The organism is Micromonospora sp. NBC_01796 (assembly GCF_035917455.1).
In the GTDB taxonomy this organism is placed as follows: domain Bacteria; phylum Actinomycetota; class Actinomycetes; order Mycobacteriales; family Micromonosporaceae; genus Micromonospora_G.
On the sequence record NZ_CP109078.1, the window covers coordinates 2,317,777 to 2,334,247 of the forward strand.

The 16,471-nt window shown below is 69.6% G+C and carries 17 protein-coding genes; 9 read left to right on the forward strand and 8 right to left on the reverse strand.

Annotation, left to right across the window (positions count from 1 at the left end; genetic code table 11):
* Positions 1-50: 50 nt before the first annotated feature.
* Positions 51-2,534 carry a helicase-associated domain-containing protein gene (locus OIE47_RS10575; protein WP_326561319.1) on the forward strand — a complete coding sequence of 828 codons (2,484 nt, stop codon included), beginning with the start codon at positions 51-53 and terminating at the stop codon, positions 2,532-2,534.
* Here OIE47_RS10575 and OIE47_RS10580 read toward each other — a convergent pair.
* Positions 2,509-2,769 carry a hypothetical protein gene (locus OIE47_RS10580; RefSeq protein ID WP_442792140.1) on the reverse strand — a complete coding sequence of 87 codons (261 nt, stop codon included), beginning with the start codon at positions 2,767-2,769 and terminating at the stop codon, positions 2,509-2,511. The two genes, OIE47_RS10575 and OIE47_RS10580, sit on opposite strands and share 26 nt — an antisense overlap.
* Positions 2,770-3,177: 408 nt before the next feature.
* Here OIE47_RS10580 and OIE47_RS10585 point away from each other — a divergent pair, with 408 nt between their 5' ends.
* A complete protein-coding gene (locus OIE47_RS10585) occupies positions 3,178-4,887 on the forward strand; it encodes a DNA repair helicase XPB (RefSeq protein WP_326561321.1) in 1,710 nt (569 codons plus the stop codon).
* Positions 4,888-4,894: 7 nt separating this feature from the next.
* On the opposite strand, the gene OIE47_RS10590 is transcribed toward OIE47_RS10585, so the two are convergent.
* The 3 genes from OIE47_RS10590 to ligD (OIE47_RS10600) all read right to left on the reverse strand — a co-directional run bounded on the left by OIE47_RS10590 (position 4,895) and on the right by ligD (OIE47_RS10600) (position 7,697).
* A complete protein-coding gene (locus OIE47_RS10590; protein ID WP_326561322.1) occupies positions 4,895-5,611 on the reverse strand; it encodes a helix-turn-helix domain-containing protein in 717 nt (238 codons plus the stop codon).
* Between the two features lie 225 nt (positions 5,612-5,836).
* Positions 5,837-6,766 carry a non-homologous end-joining DNA ligase gene (gene ligD / locus OIE47_RS10595; RefSeq protein ID WP_326561323.1) on the reverse strand — a complete coding sequence of 310 codons (930 nt, stop codon included), beginning with the start codon at positions 6,764-6,766 and terminating at the stop codon, positions 5,837-5,839.
* Entirely contained in the window at positions 6,756-7,697 is a 942-nt protein-coding gene (ligD, locus tag OIE47_RS10600; protein WP_326561324.1) for a non-homologous end-joining DNA ligase, read from the reverse strand. Before ligD (OIE47_RS10600) ends, ligD (OIE47_RS10595) begins: the two co-directional genes overlap by 11 nt.
* An 86-nt stretch (positions 7,698-7,783) precedes the next feature.
* Here ligD (OIE47_RS10600) and ku point away from each other — a divergent pair, with 86 nt between their 5' ends.
* From ku to OIE47_RS10620, 4 genes are all read left to right on the forward strand, one after another.
* Positions 7,784-8,845 (forward strand): non-homologous end joining protein Ku, encoded by a 1,062-nt coding sequence (ku, locus tag OIE47_RS10605; protein ID WP_326561325.1) that lies wholly within the window; start codon positions 7,784-7,786, stop codon positions 8,843-8,845.
* A gap of 150 nt (positions 8,846-8,995) precedes the next feature.
* Positions 8,996-9,706, forward strand: coding sequence for an FKBP-type peptidyl-prolyl cis-trans isomerase (locus OIE47_RS10610; RefSeq protein ID WP_326561326.1), 711 nt, complete (start codon positions 8,996-8,998; stop codon positions 9,704-9,706).
* Between the two features lie 149 nt (positions 9,707-9,855).
* Complete coding sequence (locus tag OIE47_RS10615) at positions 9,856-10,992, forward strand: glutathione-independent formaldehyde dehydrogenase (RefSeq protein ID WP_326561327.1); 1,137 nt, start codon at positions 9,856-9,858, stop codon at positions 10,990-10,992.
* A 38-nt stretch (positions 10,993-11,030) separates the two neighbouring features.
* Positions 11,031-11,432: a GlcG/HbpS family heme-binding protein gene (locus tag OIE47_RS10620; protein ID WP_326561328.1), complete on the forward strand. Its 402-nt coding sequence runs from the start codon at positions 11,031-11,033 to the stop codon at positions 11,430-11,432.
* A gap of 17 nt (positions 11,433-11,449) precedes the next feature.
* Here OIE47_RS10620 and OIE47_RS10625 read toward each other — a convergent pair whose 3' ends face one another.
* The 3 genes from OIE47_RS10625 to OIE47_RS10635 all read right to left on the reverse strand — a co-directional run bounded on the left by OIE47_RS10625 (position 11,450) and on the right by OIE47_RS10635 (position 13,019).
* Complete coding sequence (locus tag OIE47_RS10625) at positions 11,450-12,382, reverse strand: NADP-dependent oxidoreductase (protein ID WP_326561329.1); 933 nt, start codon at positions 12,380-12,382, stop codon at positions 11,450-11,452.
* 62 nt (positions 12,383-12,444) lie between these two features.
* Complete coding sequence (locus OIE47_RS10630) at positions 12,445-12,708, reverse strand: hypothetical protein (protein WP_326561330.1); 264 nt, start codon at positions 12,706-12,708, stop codon at positions 12,445-12,447.
* Entirely contained in the window at positions 12,705-13,019 is a 315-nt protein-coding gene (locus OIE47_RS10635) for a cell division protein DivIVA (protein ID WP_326561331.1), read from the reverse strand. Before OIE47_RS10635 ends, OIE47_RS10630 begins: the two co-directional genes overlap by 4 nt.
* 321 nt (positions 13,020-13,340) lie before the next feature.
* On the opposite strand from OIE47_RS10635, the gene OIE47_RS10640 reads away from it, so the two are divergent.
* The 3 genes from OIE47_RS10640 to OIE47_RS10650 all read left to right on the forward strand — a co-directional run bounded on the left by OIE47_RS10640 (position 13,341) and on the right by OIE47_RS10650 (position 15,337).
* The gene (locus tag OIE47_RS10640) at positions 13,341-14,216 is read left to right on the forward strand and encodes a helix-turn-helix domain-containing protein (RefSeq protein WP_326561332.1); all 876 of its coding nucleotides are present in this window, start codon (positions 13,341-13,343) and stop codon (positions 14,214-14,216) included.
* Positions 14,206-14,394, forward strand: coding sequence for a DUF397 domain-containing protein (locus OIE47_RS10645; protein ID WP_326561333.1), 189 nt, complete (start codon positions 14,206-14,208; stop codon positions 14,392-14,394). The genes OIE47_RS10640 and OIE47_RS10645 overlap by 11 nt, the downstream gene beginning before the upstream one ends.
* Before the next feature lie 76 nt (positions 14,395-14,470).
* Positions 14,471-15,337, forward strand: a complete 867-nt coding sequence (locus OIE47_RS10650; protein ID WP_326561334.1) for an alpha/beta fold hydrolase — start codon at positions 14,471-14,473, stop codon at positions 15,335-15,337.
* Here the strand turns inward: OIE47_RS10650 and uppS are convergent.
* Positions 15,301-16,125, reverse strand: coding sequence for a polyprenyl diphosphate synthase (gene uppS, locus OIE47_RS10655; RefSeq protein ID WP_326561335.1), 825 nt, complete (start codon positions 16,123-16,125; stop codon positions 15,301-15,303). The genes OIE47_RS10650 and uppS overlap by 37 nt on opposite strands.
* Positions 16,126-16,471: the final 346 nt, after the last annotated feature.

Sequence of the window (16,471 nt, forward strand, 5' to 3'; positions counted from 1 at the left end):
GGCCGACCGAGGGGCGCCACTGGCACTCGGCCGGATAGCGTGGAATGACGATGACCACCTCACTCGCCGATCACCTCCGGTCGCTGCCGGACGAAGCCCTGGCAGCGCTGCTTCAACTGCGCCCCGATCTGGTCCTGCCGGTGCCGGCGGACATCTCCGCGCTCGCCATCCGGGCGCAGTCGCGGGTGTCGGTCGCCCGCGCCCTGGACGGGCTGGACCAGTTCACCCTGCAGATCCTCGACGGCGCCCGGCTCACCCGCGATCCGGCGGACGGCACCACCTCCGTCGACGCGATCCTGGCCGTCGCGGCGGTGCCCACGCACGGCGCCGACCCGGCCGCCGTACGGGCCGCGCTCAATCGGCTCCGCGCCCTCTTCCTGCTGTACGGCCCGGAGCACGCGCTGCGGGTCGTGCAGGGGGTGGACGAGGTCAGTTCGCCGTACCCGGCCGGTCTGGGGCGGAGCGCGACGGACCTGGACCCGGCCGCGGCGGCCCTCTGCGCCGACCCGGCCCGGTTGCGCCGTACGGTGCTGGCGGCGCCGCCGGCCGCCCGCGCGATCCTGGACCGGCTCGCGGCCGGTCCTCCGGTGGGCACGCTCCCGCCGAAGGCGCTTGACGCCCCGCCGGCCGACGACCCGGACGCACCCGGTGCCGGTTCACCGGTGCGTTGGCTGGTGGAGAACGCCCTGCTCGTCCCGATCTCGGACGCCGATTCCGGGTCGGGCGGGAGCGCGGTGGAACTGCCCCGCGAGATCGGACTGCTGCTGCGCCGCGACTCCGGCCCGCTCGGGCCGATGCAGCCGCTGCCACCGGCGCTCGGCACCGCCGCTCTGCGGGAGCCGAAGGCCGTCGACTCGGCCGGCGCCGGGCAGGCGATGGAGGTCGTCCGGCAGGCCGAGACGGTGCTGGAGGCGCTCGCCGCCGAACCGCCCCCGGTGCTGCGCTCCGGCGGTCTGGGCGTACGTGACCTGCGGCGTATCGCCCGCGGTGTCGGGTTGGACGAGCCGACCACCGGGCTGCTGCTGGAGGTCGTCTACGCCGCCGGGCTGGCCGGGGAGGTCGACCTGGCCGGGGCCACCACCACCCGGGCCGGCGCCGACCAGCAGGTGCTGCCGACCGCCGGCTACGAGGCGTGGCGGGCCGGAACGCTGGCCCGGCGCTGGGAGCAGTTGGCCCAGGCGTGGCTGGCCATGACCCGCCAGCCGGGGCTGATCGGCCAGCGCGACGAGCGGGACCGGTTGATCACCGTCCTCTCACCGGAACTGGAACGGGCCGGTACGCCGACCGCCCGGCGGGCGCTGCTCGGCGTACTCGCCGGGCTGGATCCGGGGACGGCGCCCGGCCCCGACGAGGTGCTGGCGCTGCTCGCCTGGCGCTCGCCCCGGCGGCTGCGGGGCCGCGAGGCCGCCCAGCGGGAGGTGCTCGCCGAGGCGGCGAAGCTCGGCCTGACCGGTCTCGGGGCGATCACCTCGTACGGGCGGCTGCTGCTGACCGACTCGGCCGGCGCCGAGGACCGGCTGACCGCCGGGACCGACGACCCGCTGGGCGTACGGCTGGGCGCGGACGAGTCCGCCGGTGAGGCGTCGACGGCGGTCCGGGCGCTGGACGAACTGCTCCCGGCACCGGTGGACCACTTCCTGCTCCAGGCCGATCTGAGCCTGGTGGTGCCCGGCCCGCCCGAGCCGACCCTGGCGGCGGAGTTGGAGGCGCTCGCCGACCCGGAGTCGGCCGGTGGGGCCAGCGTGTACCGGGTGACCTCGACCAGCCTGCGTCGCGCCCTGGACGCCGGGTACGCCGCCGAGGACCTGCACGCGCTCTTCCAGCGCCGGTCCCGTACGCCGGTGCCGCAGGGGTTGACGTACCTGGTCGACGACGTGGCCCGCAAGCACGGTGGGCTGCGGGTCGGCTCCGCCGGTGCGTACGTCCGCAGTGACGACGAGGCGCTGCTCGCCGAGGTGGTCGCCGACCGCCGGCTGAGCACCATGTCGCTCCGGCGGCTGGCCCCGACGGTCCTGGCCACCCCGTTCCAGGTGGGTCGGCTGCTCACCATGTTGCGCGAGGCCGGGTACGCGCCGGTGCCGGAGGACGCGAGCGGCGCGGTGGTGCTCAGCCGGACGAAGGTGCGTCGGGCCCCGGCCCGGGTGCCGGTCACGAACCGGGTCGGCGATCCGCTCGCCACGCCCCGGCTGACCACGCCCCGGGTCCTCGGCATCGTCGAGCAGATGCGCCGGGGTGACGCCGCCGCGCGGGCCGCCAGACGGGCTCCGGATCCCGTCCGGGGCACGGCCGGGCGGGCCGGCGGGAGCGCGACTCCGGCACACGCGCACACCCAGGCACTCGCGGTGCTCCAGCAGGCCATCCGGGACAAGGCGCCGGTCTGGGTCGGTTACGTCGACGCCCACGGGGCGACGACGTCCCGCCTGGTCCGGCCGGTCTCGATCGGCGCCGGGTACCTGCGTGCCGAGGACGAGCGGACCGAGATGCTGCACACGTTCGCGTTGCACCGGATCACGGCGGCGGTGCTGGACGAGTAGCCGACGGGTCGGAGCGGCTGCGGCGTACGGTGCCGACGATCGCGATGACCAGCAGGAGCGTGAACGCGCTGCCGGCCGCCTCACCGACGGAGTTGACGAAGCCCTGGCGTTCCACCAGCCAGCCGAACAGGAACCAGCCGACCAGGCCGACGGCGACCGTCGCGTACCCGATCAGGGTGGCCCGGGAGACCGGGGCGTCCCGGTCCGGCGGGGCGACGGGCTTGTCCACGGGCAGTTGCGGTCCGGTTCTCAGCTCACGGTCCAGTGACATCGCTGCCTCCCCACCCGGGCCCGTCGTGTCCGTCAAGACTCGCACCCGGACGCCCGTGGTGACAGGGGCGCGGAAGCTGGTCGGGCGCCGGCGAGCCGTTCGCCCCCGTTGCCTTCCGCCGCGGTGACCGGCTGGTGCCCCCGCACCCACCCCGGTCGCCCGGCGGATCGAACGCGCGTACACCGGCGCCGACCAGCATGACCACCACGCGGGGCGGCCACCGGATGGATTCCTCCGGCGCCCTGACCCAGAGCGGTCGTCGTCTGCTAGACGCCGGGAGGGTGGTCAGGGTTGCCTGAGATGAAGGATTTTTTTATTACCGACCGTGCAACACTTGAGGGTCTTGTTCCGCGCTGTCGAGAGGAACTGAGCGTGAGCAGTGGCCCATTGATCGTGCAATCCGACAAAACGCTGCTGCTGGAGGTCGACCATCCGGACGCGCTCGCCTGCCGGATGGCCATCGCACCCTTCGCCGAGCTGGAGCGCTCGCCGGAACACGTGCACACCTACCGGCTGACCCCGTTGGGGCTCTGGAACGCGCGGGCCGCCGGGCACGACGCCGAGGGCGTGGTCGACGCGCTGCTGAAGTTCTCCCGCTATCCGGTGCCGCACGCGCTGCTGGTCGACATCGCCGAGACCATGGACCGGTACGGCCGGTTGCAGCTGATGAACCACCCGAACCACGGGTTGGTCCTGCACGCGCTCGACCGGATGGTGCTGATCGAGGTCGCGAAGAGCAAGAAACTGGCCGGGATGCTCGGCGCGAAGGTCGACGACGACACCATGGTCGTCCACCCGTCCGAGCGCGGCCGGCTCAAGCAGGGGCTGCTCAAGCTGGGCTGGCCGGCGGAGGACCTGGCCGGTTACGTCGACGGCGAGGCGCACCCGATCGAGCTGGCCGAGGCGGGCAAGGACGTGCCGGCGGACGGCCGGCACCCGGCCCGGCACCAGGCGCCCTGGACGCTGCGGTCGTACCAGCGGGAGGCGGTGCAGCACTTCTGGGCCGGTGGGTCGGGGGTGGTGGTGCTCCCCTGCGGGGCGGGCAAGACCATGGTCGGCGCCGCGGCGATGGCCGAGGCGAAGGCGACCACCCTGATCCTGGTGACGAACACGGTCGCCGGCCGGCAGTGGAAGCGCGAGCTGATCGCCCGTACGTCGTTGACCGAGGAGGAGATCGGCGAGTACTCGGGTGAGCGCAAGGAGATCCGCCCGGTCACGATCGCGACGTACCAGGTGCTCACCGCGCGCCGCAACGGCGCCTTCACCCACCTGGACCTGTTCGGTGCCCGCGACTGGGGCCTGGTCATCTACGACGAGGTGCACCTGCTGCCGGCGCCGATCTTCCGGTTCACCGCGGACCTCCAGGCCCGCCGCCGGCTGGGCCTGACCGCGACCCTGGTACGCGAGGACGGCCGCGAGGGCGACGTCTTCTCCCTGATCGGCCCGAAGCGGTACGACGCGCCGTGGAAGGACATCGAGGCGCAGGGCTGGATCGCCCCGGCCGACTGCACCGAGGTACGGGTGACGCTGACCGACGCCGAGCGGATGGCGTACGCGACCGCCGAGCCGGAGGAGCGTTACCGGATGGCGGCGACCGCGCGTACGAAGCTGCCGGTGGTGAAGGCGCTGATCGAACGGCACCGGGGCGACCAGGTGCTGGTGATCGGCGGTTACATCGACCAGTTGCACCAGTTGGGCGAGTTCCTGGACGCGCCGATCGTGGAGGGTTCCACCACGAACAAGGAACGCGAGCGACTCTTCGACGCGTTCCGTTCGGGCGAGGTGCCGACCCTGGTCATCTCGAAGGTGGGCAACTTCTCCATCGACCTGCCCGAGGCCGGGATCGCGATCCAGGTTTCCGGCACGTTCGGTTCCCGGCAGGAGGAGGCGCAGCGGCTCGGCCGGGTGCTCCGCCCGAAGGCCGACCGCAGGCAGGCACACTTCTACACGGTGGTGTCCCGGGACACCATCGACACCGAGTACGCCGCACACCGGCAGCGTTTCCTCGCCGAGCAGGGTTACGCCTACCGGATCGTGGACGCCGACGACGTACTCGGGCCGCCGCTGCCCAGCGTCGACTGAGCAGGTCCTACCGGCTCGCCGTCCGGGCTCTGACCCGGGCGGCGATCCGGGCGATCTGCGGGTCGTCCCGCTCGACCTCGACCAGCGGCCGGACCGCCAACTCCCGGTCCCGCGACCGGATCGGCACCGCGTCCGGCAGCCGGGGCAGCAGCCGTACGCACAGTTCGCCGCTGGTGGACGCCCAGCGCAGGGGGCCGGGTCGCAGTGGGCTGATGTCGTACCCGCTGAAGTCCCGCCAGCGTTCCACCCAGCGCCGACAGTTGGGGATCGCGTAGATCCACTCGTCCAGCCGGGGCAGGTCGTCCTCGGCGATCGCCACCTCGACCCTGGTGGGCCGGATCGGCACCCCCTGCAGCACCGCCGCGAGCCGACCGTCGATCAGGTAGACCAACCCGTCCGGCGCCCGCCGGTGCATCATGTTCAGGTCGTCGAGGCACATTTCGACGTGGTCCGACTCGATCCCCTCGTACTCGCTGATCGCGTCGATCGCCGCGTCCAGGTCGGCGTCGCGTTCCTCGACCTCCAGCCGGAGCTGCTTGCCGAGCGCGTCGAAGAGCCGTTCCACCACGGTTGTGGTGGGTGCCAGGCGGCCACTCTCGAATCGCGACAGGGACTGCTGGGAGACCCCGGCCCGGACGGCGAGCCTCGCCTGGGTGAGTCCGGCCGCTTCCCGCTCGGTCCGGAGCAGGTGACCGAGTTGACCGGCGAGTGGTCTGTTCGACATCCGCCGATGGTGCCCGCCTCGCCCGCAGGTCGCCACCCCGCCCGGTAATCCTGTGGATAACCCTGTGGACAACCAAATTTGTGGTGTAACTCGATTTCTTCTTACATCTTCTTTAATGTACGTACATCAAAGAAGATGTAAGAAAATTTTCGCATGTGTTGGTTCCGCGCGGACCGGCTGCCCGGCCTCCCGGAATCAGCGCCAGCCAGCGGAAGCCAGCAAGAGTCAGCGCGGGAGTTTGGGGCCGGCGACGAGCAGGTCCGCCATCAGGTCGCCGTACTCCTCGGCCCTGGCCAGCACCTCGGCGGCGGTGAACGGGCGGACGGCGCCCAACTCCCCCGAGCTTGCCGCCTCCACCTCGGTCCAGGTCAGCGGCGTCGACGCGGCCGGGACCGCCTGGGCCCGCAGCGAGTACGGCGCCACCGTCGTCTTCGCCGAGTTGTTCTGACTCCAGTCGATGAAGATCTTGCCTGGTCGCAGCCGCTTCGCCATCTTCGCCGTGACCAGCTTCGGGTCGCCCTGCTCCAACTCCTCGGCGATCCGTCGGGCGTAACCGGAGACCTCCTCGGCGGACTGTTTGCCGGCGATCGGGCAGCAGAGCTGCATCCCCTTCTTGCCCGAGGTCTTCGGGTAGCTGGCGATGCCGTCCTCGGCCAGCCGGTCGCGCATCCGTACCGCCACCACGCAGCACTCCGGCAGCCCGGCCGGAGAGCCGGGGTCGAGGTCGACCACCATCAGGTCCGGTCGGGGCTCCCCACGGCTGCGGGTGCCCACCCGCCACTGCGGGGTGTGCATTTCGAGCGCGGCCAGGTTCGCCAGCCAGACCAGGGTGGGCAGGTCGTCGCAGACCACATAGTCCAGTTCGTCGCGGTCCTTGGACGAGCCGGGGGCGGGGAGCCGCTCCAGGCGTACCCATTCCGGAGTGCTGGCCGGGGCGTTCTTCTCGAAGAAGAAGGACGAGTCCACCCCGTTCGGGTAGCGGATCCGGGTCAGGGGCCGGTCCCGCAGGTGCGGCAGCAGCACCGGGGCGATCCGGGTGTAGTAGTCGATCACCTCACCCTTGGTGAAACCGACCTCCGGATAGAGCACCTTGTCCAGGTTGGAGACCTCGAGCGTGCGTTCCTCGACCTCGACCCTGATCTTCTCAGCCGGCATCGTCGACTTCCTCCGCCGTCTTGTCGGGACGCAACCGGCGCAGGCGCGGGAACCGCAGCCGCCCGTCCGGGGTGCGCTGGCCGTACTTCACCTCGACCACGATCTCGGGACGTACCCAGATTGCGCCCTTGGCATCCTCGCGGGGCACGGTGTCGACGAACGGGGCCGTGTCGACCCGGAGCGGTTCCAGTACGGCCAGGAGTTCACGTTCGGCAGCCGCGCCGATCCCGCCACCGACCCGACCCCGGAAGATCAGCCGGCCGTCCGGCGCCGGCACCCCGACCAGCAGTCCGCCGAGCCGGCGGGCGCCGGGACGCCAGGCGCCGATGACGAAGTCCCCGGTCACCTCCAGTTTGACCTTGAGCCAGTCCGGTGACCGGATACCCGGTCGGTAGACCGACTCGAGCCGCTTGGCGACCACGCCCTCCAGCCCGTGCTCACCGGCGGCCTCGTAGGTGGCCGGGCCGTCCGGGAAGACCGGCGGGGCGGCCCACCGTGCGCCGCCCAGGCCGAGGCCGTCGAGGGTCGCCCGGCGCTGCTCGTACGGCTGCCGGGTCAGGTCCGCGCCGGCAAGTCGCAACACGTCGAAGATCATGTACGTCACCGGTACGGTCGCCGCCAGTCGCGCCGCCCGGCCCGGTTCGCGTACGTGCATCCGCTCGGCGAGTGCGGTGAACGAGGGCTGTCCCGTGTCGGTCAGCACCACCACCTCGCCGTCGAGCAGGGCGTCGGGCACCTGTGCACCCAGGGGCACCAGCTCCGGATAGGCGGCGGTGATCTCGGAACCGGAACGGGCGAACAGGCGTACCGCACCGTCGTTGATCTGGGCGAGGGCGCGTACTCCGTCCCACTTGAACTCATACGCCCAGCCGGGGCCGCTGGGCAGCTCCCCGGTCATGGCGAGCATCGGTTTGAGCGGTGCGCCCGGCACGACATCACTCTAGGTCCGCAAGGAAACACTCGCCCCACCTTCTATCAGATGCAATCCTGGTCAATACCGGGGAAAGGAGCGGGGGAATGCGGGCTATCTGGCGAGGTGCGGTCTCATTCGGTCTGGTGTCCATCGGTGTGCGGCTATATTCGGCCACCGAGGAAAAGGACATACGGTTTCATCAGGTGCACCGAACCGACGGCGGGCGGATCAAATACAAGCGCACCTGCTCGATCGACGGTGAGGAGGTCAGCTACGACGACATCGCCAAGGGGTACGACCTCGGCGGTGGCGAGATGGTGATCCTCACCGACGACGACTTCGCCGAGCTGCCGCTGACCACCTCGCACGCGATCGACGTGCTGGAGTTCGTACCGGCCGAGCAGGTCGACCCGATCCTCTACAACAAGGCGTACTTCCTGGAGCCGGACGGTGCGGCGACCAAGCCGTACGTGCTGCTGCGGGACGCGCTGACCGACTCGGACCGGGTGGCGATCGTGAAGGTGGCCCTGCGCCAGCGCGAACAGCTCGCCACCCTGCGCGTACGCGAGGGAGTGCTGCTGCTCAACACCATGCTCTGGCCGGACGAGGTACGCGTACCCGATTTCGGGTTCCTCGACGAGGACATCAGCGTCCGCCCGCCGGAGCTGGCAATGGCCAGCTCGTTGATCGACTCGATGGCCGGCGAGTTCGAGCCGTCCGTCTTCACCGACGACTACCGGACGGCGTTGCAGGAAGTGATCAACGCCAAGGTCGAGGGTCGGGAGGTGGTGCAACCGGAGGAGGCGGAGGAGGCGCCGCCGGCCGCCGTGGACCTGATGGCGGCGTTGCGCGCCTCGGTGGACCGGGCCAGGGCGGCCCGAGGTGAGGAGCCGTCCGGCGGCCGTGGGGTGGCCAAGGCGACGCCGATCTCGGCGGCGAAATCCGCCCAGCAGGCGGCCAAGGCGGCAACGGCAGCGAAGGCCCCGGCGAAGAAGACCGCCCAGAAGAAGACGGCCGAGAAGAAGGCCACCAAGTCCGCCGCCACGAAATCCGCCGCCGAGAAATCGACCGGCACCAAGTCCACGGGCACCAAGTCGGCCGGCGCGAAGGCCACCGGGGCGAAGAAGAGCACCCCGGCGAAGAAGACCGCCCGCAAGTCGGCGTGACGAGGGGGGCCGCTGTGGCGGGTGGGGCTTGTGATCATCGGACCGGCCCCAACCGGCGGTTGGCCGAGTACCGTATGCAAGGCCCTTCGGTCGGAACACATCCGGGCGAGGCCGCCCCGCCCCGATCTCTTCCTGCAGGAGCCGACACCTATGAGCGACCAGGTCCAGAGCCACTCCTCCTACGTCCCGAGTGAGCAGCCGCCGCCGCTGACCAAGTCCGAGAAGCGTGCCCTGGCGAAGGCCGCCAAGGCGAAGGCCGCCGCGAGGAAGCGCCGCAACCAGGCGCTCGCCGGTGCGTTCGCCGGGCTGGCCGTGGTCGCCGTGATCGTCGTCGCGTTCGTCGCCCTGGACGACACCGGCAAGGAGCCGGCCGACAACAGCGCCGCCTCGGTCCCGAGCGCCACCGCCCCGGCGGATCCGGCCGCTCCCCCGGCGGATCCCGCCGCTCCACCGGCCGACGCGGAGTTCCCGCCGCTGCCGGAGGGCGCGGACCCGGCCCTGGGCAAGGAGCCGGTCGTGACCAAGGGCGAGGGTGAGCTGACGAAGCTGACCTCGAAGGCCCTGATCGAGGGGACCGGCCCGGTGGTCCAGGCCGGTCAGCAGATCACCGTGAACTACGTCGGCGTCACCTACAAGGACGGGCAGGAGTTCGACTCGTCCTGGAAGCAGTCCCAGGCCGTCCCGTTCCAGATCGGCACCGGTCAGGTCATCCCCGGCTGGGACCAGGGCCTGGTCGGCGTCAAGGTCGGCAGCCGGATCCAGCTCGACATCCCGCCCGCGCTCGCGTACGGCGACAACCCGGGCAACGGCGCTCCGGCCGGCGCGCTCCGCTTCGTGGTCGACGTACTCGCGGCGCAGTAGACCTCGCGGCGGCGCACCTGCCGCAACCGTCGAAACGGCGAACCCCCGTGCACGATCGCGGGGGTTCGCCGTTTCCGCATTCCGGCTTAGCGGGCCCGGCCCCGCCCTAGGGTCGGAAGCAGGATCCCGGGCTCGGACAGGGAGCGGACATGAGGGCGGTTGTCTACCACGGTGCCAACAACGTCTCGGTCGAGAACGTCGAGGACCCGCGGATCGAGGCTCCGAACGACGTCATCATCAAGATCACGACTACCGCGATCTGCGGGTCCGACCTGCACATGTACGAGGGGCGGACCAAGGCGCAACCGGGCATGGTGTTCGGCCACGAGAACATGGGCATCGTCACCGAGGTCGGCCCCGGTGTCGCCCGGGTCCGCAAGGGCGACCGGGTGTCCATCCCCTTCAACGTGGCCTGCGGGTTCTGCAAGAACTGCTTCGCCGGCAACACCGCGTTCTGCCTGACGGTCAACACCGACTTCGCCGGCGGCGCGTACGGCTACGCCGCGATGGGGCCGTACCGGGGTGGTCAGGCGGAGTACCTCCGGGTTCCGTTCGCCGACTTCAACTGCCTGGACCTGCCGCCCGGTGACGAGCACGAGGACGACTTCGCCATGCTCGCCGACGTCTTCCCCACCGGCTACCACGGCGTCGCCCTCGCCGACGTACAGCCGGGCGAGACGGTGGCGGTGATGGGCGGCGGACCGGTCGGGCTGATGGCCGCGTACTCGGCGATGCTCATCGGGGCGGCGAAGGTCTTCGTGGTCGACCGGGTAGCCTCCCGGCTCCGGTTGGCCGAGTCGATCGGGGCGATCCCGATCGACTTCAGCAACGCCGACCCGGTGATGCAGATCCTGGACCAGACCGACGGCCACGGGACCGACAAGGGCGTCGACGCGGTCGGCTACCAGGCACACGGTACGGGCGGGAAGGAACAGCCCGCACTCGTGCTGAACAACCTGGTCGAGATCGTCCGGGCCACCGGGCGGATCGGGGTCGTCGGCCTCTACCTGCCTCACGATCCGGGTGCACCCGACGAGCACTCCGCCCACGGGGAACTGCTGTTCAAGGTCGGCAAGTTCTTCGAGAAGGGGCAGCGGATGGGTACCGGGCAGGCGAACGTGAAGGCGTACAACGAGCAGTTGCGGGACCTGATCATCGCCGGCCGGGCGACGCCGAGTTTCGTGGTCAGCAAGCGGCTGCCGCTGGACGGAGCACCGGACGCGTACGCCCGGTTCGACCGCCGGGAGGACGGCTACTCGAAGGTCGTGCTGAAGCCTGCCGCCTGAACCGGGCGGTGATTCCCACTCTCGTCGAAGGAGCGCCCATGTCCATGCTGAAGCTTGCCGACGCCCGCAAGGTGATCGCCGCCGCCGAGGCCCGCGCGAACGAGATCGGCCAGCCGGAGAACATCGCGGTGGTCGATGCCGGTGGCAACCTGATCGCCCACGTCCGGATGGACGGGGCCTGGTTCGGCAGCGTCGATGTCAGCATCAACAAGGCCTGGACCGCGCGGGCGTTCGACATCCAGACCAAGGACCTGGCCACGAACACCCAACCCGGTCAGCAGTTCTTCGGTTTCAACACCACGAACCAGGGCCGGGTGGTCATCTTCGCCGGTGGGATCCCGCTGGTCCGCGACGGCAAGGTGATCGGCGGAATCGGCGTCAGCGGCGGCATGGGCGAGCAGGACCAGACCGTGGCCGAGGCGGGCGCCGGCGCCCTCTAGCCGGACGTCCCGGCGCGCTAGCCGGAGGTCCCGTACGCGGGGGTCAGCACGACCTTGCCGCGTACGCCGCCGGCCTCCACGATTCGGTGCGCCTCGGCGGCGCTGGTCAGTGGCAACGTGGTCGCGACCCTGGTCCGCAGCCGCCCCTGGGCGACCTCGACGATCAGCTCACCCAGCAGCGACCGGTCGAACTGGATCAGGACAACCTGCTGGCGGACGCCCCGCGCCGGGTCGACCGGCGGGGTGGGGCGGGTGGTGACCAGGGTGCCGCCGTCGGTGACCGCCACCGCGGCGGACTCGGCCAGTGGCACCGCGTCCAGGACCGCCGGCACCGGTCCGACTTCGGCCAGGTCGACCTCCTTCGGTACGACCTGCGCCACCCCCAGGTCACGTACCCAGTCCTCGTCGTCGCGGCCGGCGTGGGCGAGCACCCGGTGGCCTGCCCGTACCGCCAGTTGGGCGGCGAAGCCGCCGACCCCGCCGCTCGCCCCGGTGATGAGCACAGTGGACATCGGCGGTAGGGCCAGCAGGTCGAGTGCCTGACGTGCGGTCAGCGCGTTCAGCGGCACGGTGGAGGCAACCGCCGGATCCAGCCCTTCGGGAAGCGGCACCACCCAGTCGCTGTCGGCGGCGATCAGTTCGGCGTACGCCCCGACCGCGCCTCGGGTCCGGTACCAGGGGACCATCCCGACGACCCGGTCACCGGGCCGGTATTCGCCGCCCCCGTCGCCGATCTCGACGACCTCACCGGCGAAGTCCCAGCCGGGCAGGAACGGCGGTTCGATCGGCCCACCGGGGATGAGCCCGAGCCGGGCGGCCACGTCGGCCGGATGGACCACCGCCGCCAGCACCCGGACCAGCACCTGTCCCGGACCGGGAACCGGGTCCGGCCGCTCGATAACCTGCAAAACCTCCGGACCGCCCTGCGCGGTCACCGCTACCGCCTGCATCGCTCGGCCTCCTCGTGGCTCAGAGGTATCGTCGGCAATCAACGTGTGAATGGCAATGGGCATCAGCCACCACCGGACCCGATGTGCGGCCGGCGGCACCATCCAAGAAAACGCGCTCGCAGCTCCTTCGTGGGCACGGTGGGCAAATCGAGCACCGCCTGCTCGAAAATCGGATGCATGAACACGATCATTCCCACCACATCCGGTCCATAGTGGTGCCGAAATCGGCGCCGGTAGACCTGACACGGCCACTCGTCACCGTCGTCCCGGCACCGCCAACCCGCATCACCGAACACGTGTAGCGCCGCCGGGTCGTCGTCGGTCACCGCTCACTTCCTTCCGGGTACGACCGCTGGTTGGCCCGTCGCGGGTCGTCGCGCCCTTGAGAGTGCTGGCTGTGCCAGGCCCGAAGGTTGGCCTTCAGCCGCTCGTTCTCGGCGATTTCGCTGCGTACCTGGGTAACGAGACGGGCCATTTCGTCCGCAAGCCGGTAAACCATGGCGTAGACGGCCTCCGGATCGAGCCCACGTCGGCCGACCCGGGTGTACGGGAACTCGGTTCGTCGGATCGTGTCCGGCGTCAACTCGGGCGCCTCCACGCTCCGGTAGACCCGACCAGCCGGCCTTCGGTGTTGCATTCCGGACCTCCCGTCCTCCCAGTGGCACCAGCGTGTTGAGACGTACTCCGGTGACGTGCGACGGCGGATTGGCCGCACGTCACCCGAGCCGTGAGCCGACTCGTCCGCCTCAAGTCGGTTCGAGTCGATGCGCACCCGCGACACCCACCAACGCGGTCTGTGACGCCCGTCAGCGGGGACTTGGAGCACGATCCGACGAGACTCACTATCCAACATCACATGATGCTGGACAAGAGCTAAAAGAGATGATGATGTAACGGAGAGGATTTGGAGCAAGAGGTCAACATCATTCACGATCGCGGCTACCAGGATGGACGGCAGATGAGGGAAGATCTGAGCGTGCCCGCACGCTTCACGCCACCGACACCACGTTCCCGTCGCCTCGGACGAGAGCTGCGCAGCCTGCGCGACAGCGCCGGCCTGAAGGTCGAGGAGACAGCCGCCAAGCTGCACTGTTCGCCGTCTCGGATCAGTCGGATCGAGTCGGGCGACATCAAGGTACGGCCGGGCGACGTGATGGAGATGCTCGTCGCGTACGGCCACTCCCTGGACAGCGAGCCGGGACGGTCGTTGCTCTCCCTCGCCGAGGGACTGCGCGAGATGGGCTGGTGGCAACGGCAGAACGTGCTGTCGAGCCGGTATGCCACCTTCATCGCGTACGAGGCCGAGGCGACCGACCTGCGCAACTTCGAGCCGACGCTGATCCCCGGCCTGCTCCAGACCGAGGCGTACGCCCGCGAGGTCAACAGTGTCGGCCGCGAGACCGACCCCGAGACGATCGAGCAGCTCGTCCAGGTCCGGCTCACCCGTCAGGAAGTGCTGCGCCGCGAGCACAATCCGCTACGGATGCACGCGATCCTGTCCGAGGCATCGCTGCTGGTCGAGGTCGGCGAACCGGAAGTCCTGCGCAACCAACTCAGCCACATCGTCCGACTCAGCAAGCGCCCGAACATCACCGTCCAGGTCCTCCGCTTCGCCGCCGGTGCACACCTGGCAGACCGAGGCAACCTCGCAGTGCTCACCTTCGATGGCGGCGATCCCCCGCTCGGCTACGTAGAATCACTTGGCGGCGAACTGTTCCTGGAGTCAGCCGCCGACACGAATCGCCTGATTACGATCTTCGACCACCTGAAGTCGCTGGCGATGTCACCAGCCGAGTCGATCAGGTTCATCAAGGAGCGGGCCAGTGGAACGTAACGTGTGGTGCAAGTCGAGCCGGTCGGGCAGCAACGGTCAGTGTGTGGAAGCCATGGACCAGGGGCACGCCGTGGCCGTACGCGACAGCAAGGACAAGACCGGACCGACCCTCACTCTCAGCCCAGCGGGTTGGCAGGCATTTGTCGACGGCGTCAAGGCGGTGAGCTTCGTAGCCTGAACTTCAGGCAGCGCCGAAAGTGGGGTAATTCGCGGATATCGGGACTTGGCCGGCAACCAACCCGATACTGGCGAACATGATCCCTGTGCATCACCGGACCGCGAAGGTCGACGGTTTCGAGGTGTTCTACCGCGAGGCGGGCGCACCGACCTCGCCGACACTGGTCCTGCTGCACGGCTTCCCGACCAGCTCGCACATGTTCCGAGAGCTGATCCCGGCACTGGCCGACCGCTACCACCTGGTGGCTCCGGACCACCTCGGCTTCGGCTACTCCTCCGACCCGAGTCCGGCCGAGTTCCCGTACAGCTTCGACTCGCTCACCGACGTCACGGCCAAGCTGCTGGACCAGCTCAAGATCCGCCGGTACGCGGTCTACATGCACGACTACGGCGCACCCATCGCCCTGCGGCTGTTCCTGCGCAAGCCCGATCAGATCAGCGCGATCATCAGCCAGAGCGGGAACGCGTACATGGAGGGTTTCGTGGACGCGTTCTGGACACCGCTGTTCGCGTACGGGAAGGCTCCCGGTCCGGAGACGGAGAAGACGGTTCGGGCGGCCTTCACTCCCGACGAGGTCCGGTGGCAGTGGGAGAACGGCGTACCGGATGCGAGCCTGATCAGCCCGGACGCGTACCTGCACGCCCAGTCGAGGCTCGACCGGCCGGGCAACGAAGAGATCCAGCTCCAGCTCTTCCGTGACTACAAGACGAATCTCGACATCTACCCGGCCGCCCAGGACTGTTTCCGGCGTACGAAGGTACCGCTGCTCGCTGTCTGGGGCGGCAACGACGAGATCTTCGGCCCGGACGGGGCACGCGCCTTCCAGCGCGACCTTCCCGACGCGGAGATCCATCTCCTGGACACCGGCCACTTCGCCCTCGAAACCCACCTCGACCCCATCACCGGCTACATCCGAGGCTTCCTCGGCCAGACCCTCAACTGAGTGTTCTCCCGCTCGGCCGCCGACGTACGAGCAGCGTAGGAGCGCAGGGCCCGCAGGAAGTCGACCTTCCGGAAGCCCGGCCAGTAGACGTCGCAGAAGTGCAGCTCGGAGTAGGCCGCCTGCCAGAGCAGGAAGCCTGACATGCGCCGTTCCCCACTGGTACGGATGACCAGCTCCGGATCGGGCTGACCACTGGTGTAGAGGTGGCCGGCGATCGCGTCCGGGGTGAGCCGCTGGGCTATGTCCTCGACGTCGTGGCCGGCCCGTACCTCTTTCTCCAGCAGGGAACGTACGGCGTTGACGATCTCCTCACGGCCGTCGTACCCGATGGCGATGTTGAGGTGGAACTTCGCCCCGGTGTCACGAGTGGATTCCTCGGCGAGTTTCAACGCGTGGCGGGTCGAGTCCGGCAGGACGTCCAACCGTCCTGCGAGGTGCAGCCGCCAAAGACTCGTCGGCTGGGAGAGTCGACGGACGATGACCTCCTCGATCATCCGCATGAGGTTGTCGACCTCGTCGGACTCGCGCTTGCGCATGTTGTCCACCGAGGCGAGGAAGACCGTGACGTGTCTGATGTCGACCTCGACGCACCAGCCCAGCACCTCGGCGAGGTGCTCCGCGCCGTACCGGTGGCCGATTTTCGGATCTTCGAAGCCCATCTGCCGAGCCCACCGACGGTTGCCGTCCATCACCATCGCCACATGCCGTGGCAGCCTAGCGCCGCCCAGTCGCACACGAAGGCCCCGGCCGTAAACCGCGTAAACCACCCGCCCCAATGACTGCAACATGATCAGATCCAACCACCGACCCAAATCTGGGCGTTGATCATGAAGTTAGCGACGCCAATTCGGCGCTCGGGCGTCGCTAACTTCATGATCAACGGCTAATGGGCGGCGGTCAGGGGAGGAGGAGGGTGGTGCAGGCGGCGCAGGCTCCGATCAGGGTGGCTAGGGTTCCGATGATTGTTGCTGCCAGGAGCAGCCACCGTTCTCCGCGCGGCGGCAGGGAGTTGGGGGTGTGGCTCATCGCCGGGAGGTGCCCCTTTCGATCTGGTCAGGCAAGACCCCTACCGCCAGCAAGCAGGGGGCCGCTGGTCAGGTAGGGGCCTTACGTACGTGGGCGTACCGAATGGTC

Coding starts and splice junctions, on each gene's coding strand:
- OIE47_RS10575 (WP_326561319.1), top strand. CDS start 51: ATGACCACCTCACTCGCCGATCACCTCCGGTCGCTGCCGGACGAAGCC.
- OIE47_RS10590 (WP_326561322.1), bottom strand. CDS start 5,611: ATGTCGAACAGACCACTCGCCGGTCAACTCGGTCACCTGCTCCGGACC.
- ligD (WP_326561323.1), bottom strand. CDS start 6,766: ATGCCGGCTGAGAAGATCAGGGTCGAGGTCGAGGAACGCACGCTCGAG.
- ku (WP_326561325.1), top strand. CDS start 7,784: ATGCGGGCTATCTGGCGAGGTGCGGTCTCATTCGGTCTGGTGTCCATC.
- OIE47_RS10610 (WP_326561326.1), top strand. CDS start 8,996: ATGAGCGACCAGGTCCAGAGCCACTCCTCCTACGTCCCGAGTGAGCAG.
- OIE47_RS10615 (WP_326561327.1), top strand. CDS start 9,856: ATGAGGGCGGTTGTCTACCACGGTGCCAACAACGTCTCGGTCGAGAAC.
- OIE47_RS10620 (WP_326561328.1), top strand. CDS start 11,031: ATGTCCATGCTGAAGCTTGCCGACGCCCGCAAGGTGATCGCCGCCGCC.
- OIE47_RS10625 (WP_326561329.1), bottom strand. CDS start 12,382: ATGCAGGCGGTAGCGGTGACCGCGCAGGGCGGTCCGGAGGTTTTGCAG.
- OIE47_RS10635 (WP_326561331.1), bottom strand. CDS start 13,019: ATGCAACACCGAAGGCCGGCTGGTCGGGTCTACCGGAGCGTGGAGGCG.
- OIE47_RS10640 (WP_326561332.1), top strand. CDS start 13,341: ATGAGGGAAGATCTGAGCGTGCCCGCACGCTTCACGCCACCGACACCA.
- OIE47_RS10650 (WP_326561334.1), top strand. CDS start 14,471: ATGATCCCTGTGCATCACCGGACCGCGAAGGTCGACGGTTTCGAGGTG.
- uppS (WP_326561335.1), bottom strand. CDS start 16,125: ATGTTGCAGTCATTGGGGCGGGTGGTTTACGCGGTTTACGGCCGGGGC.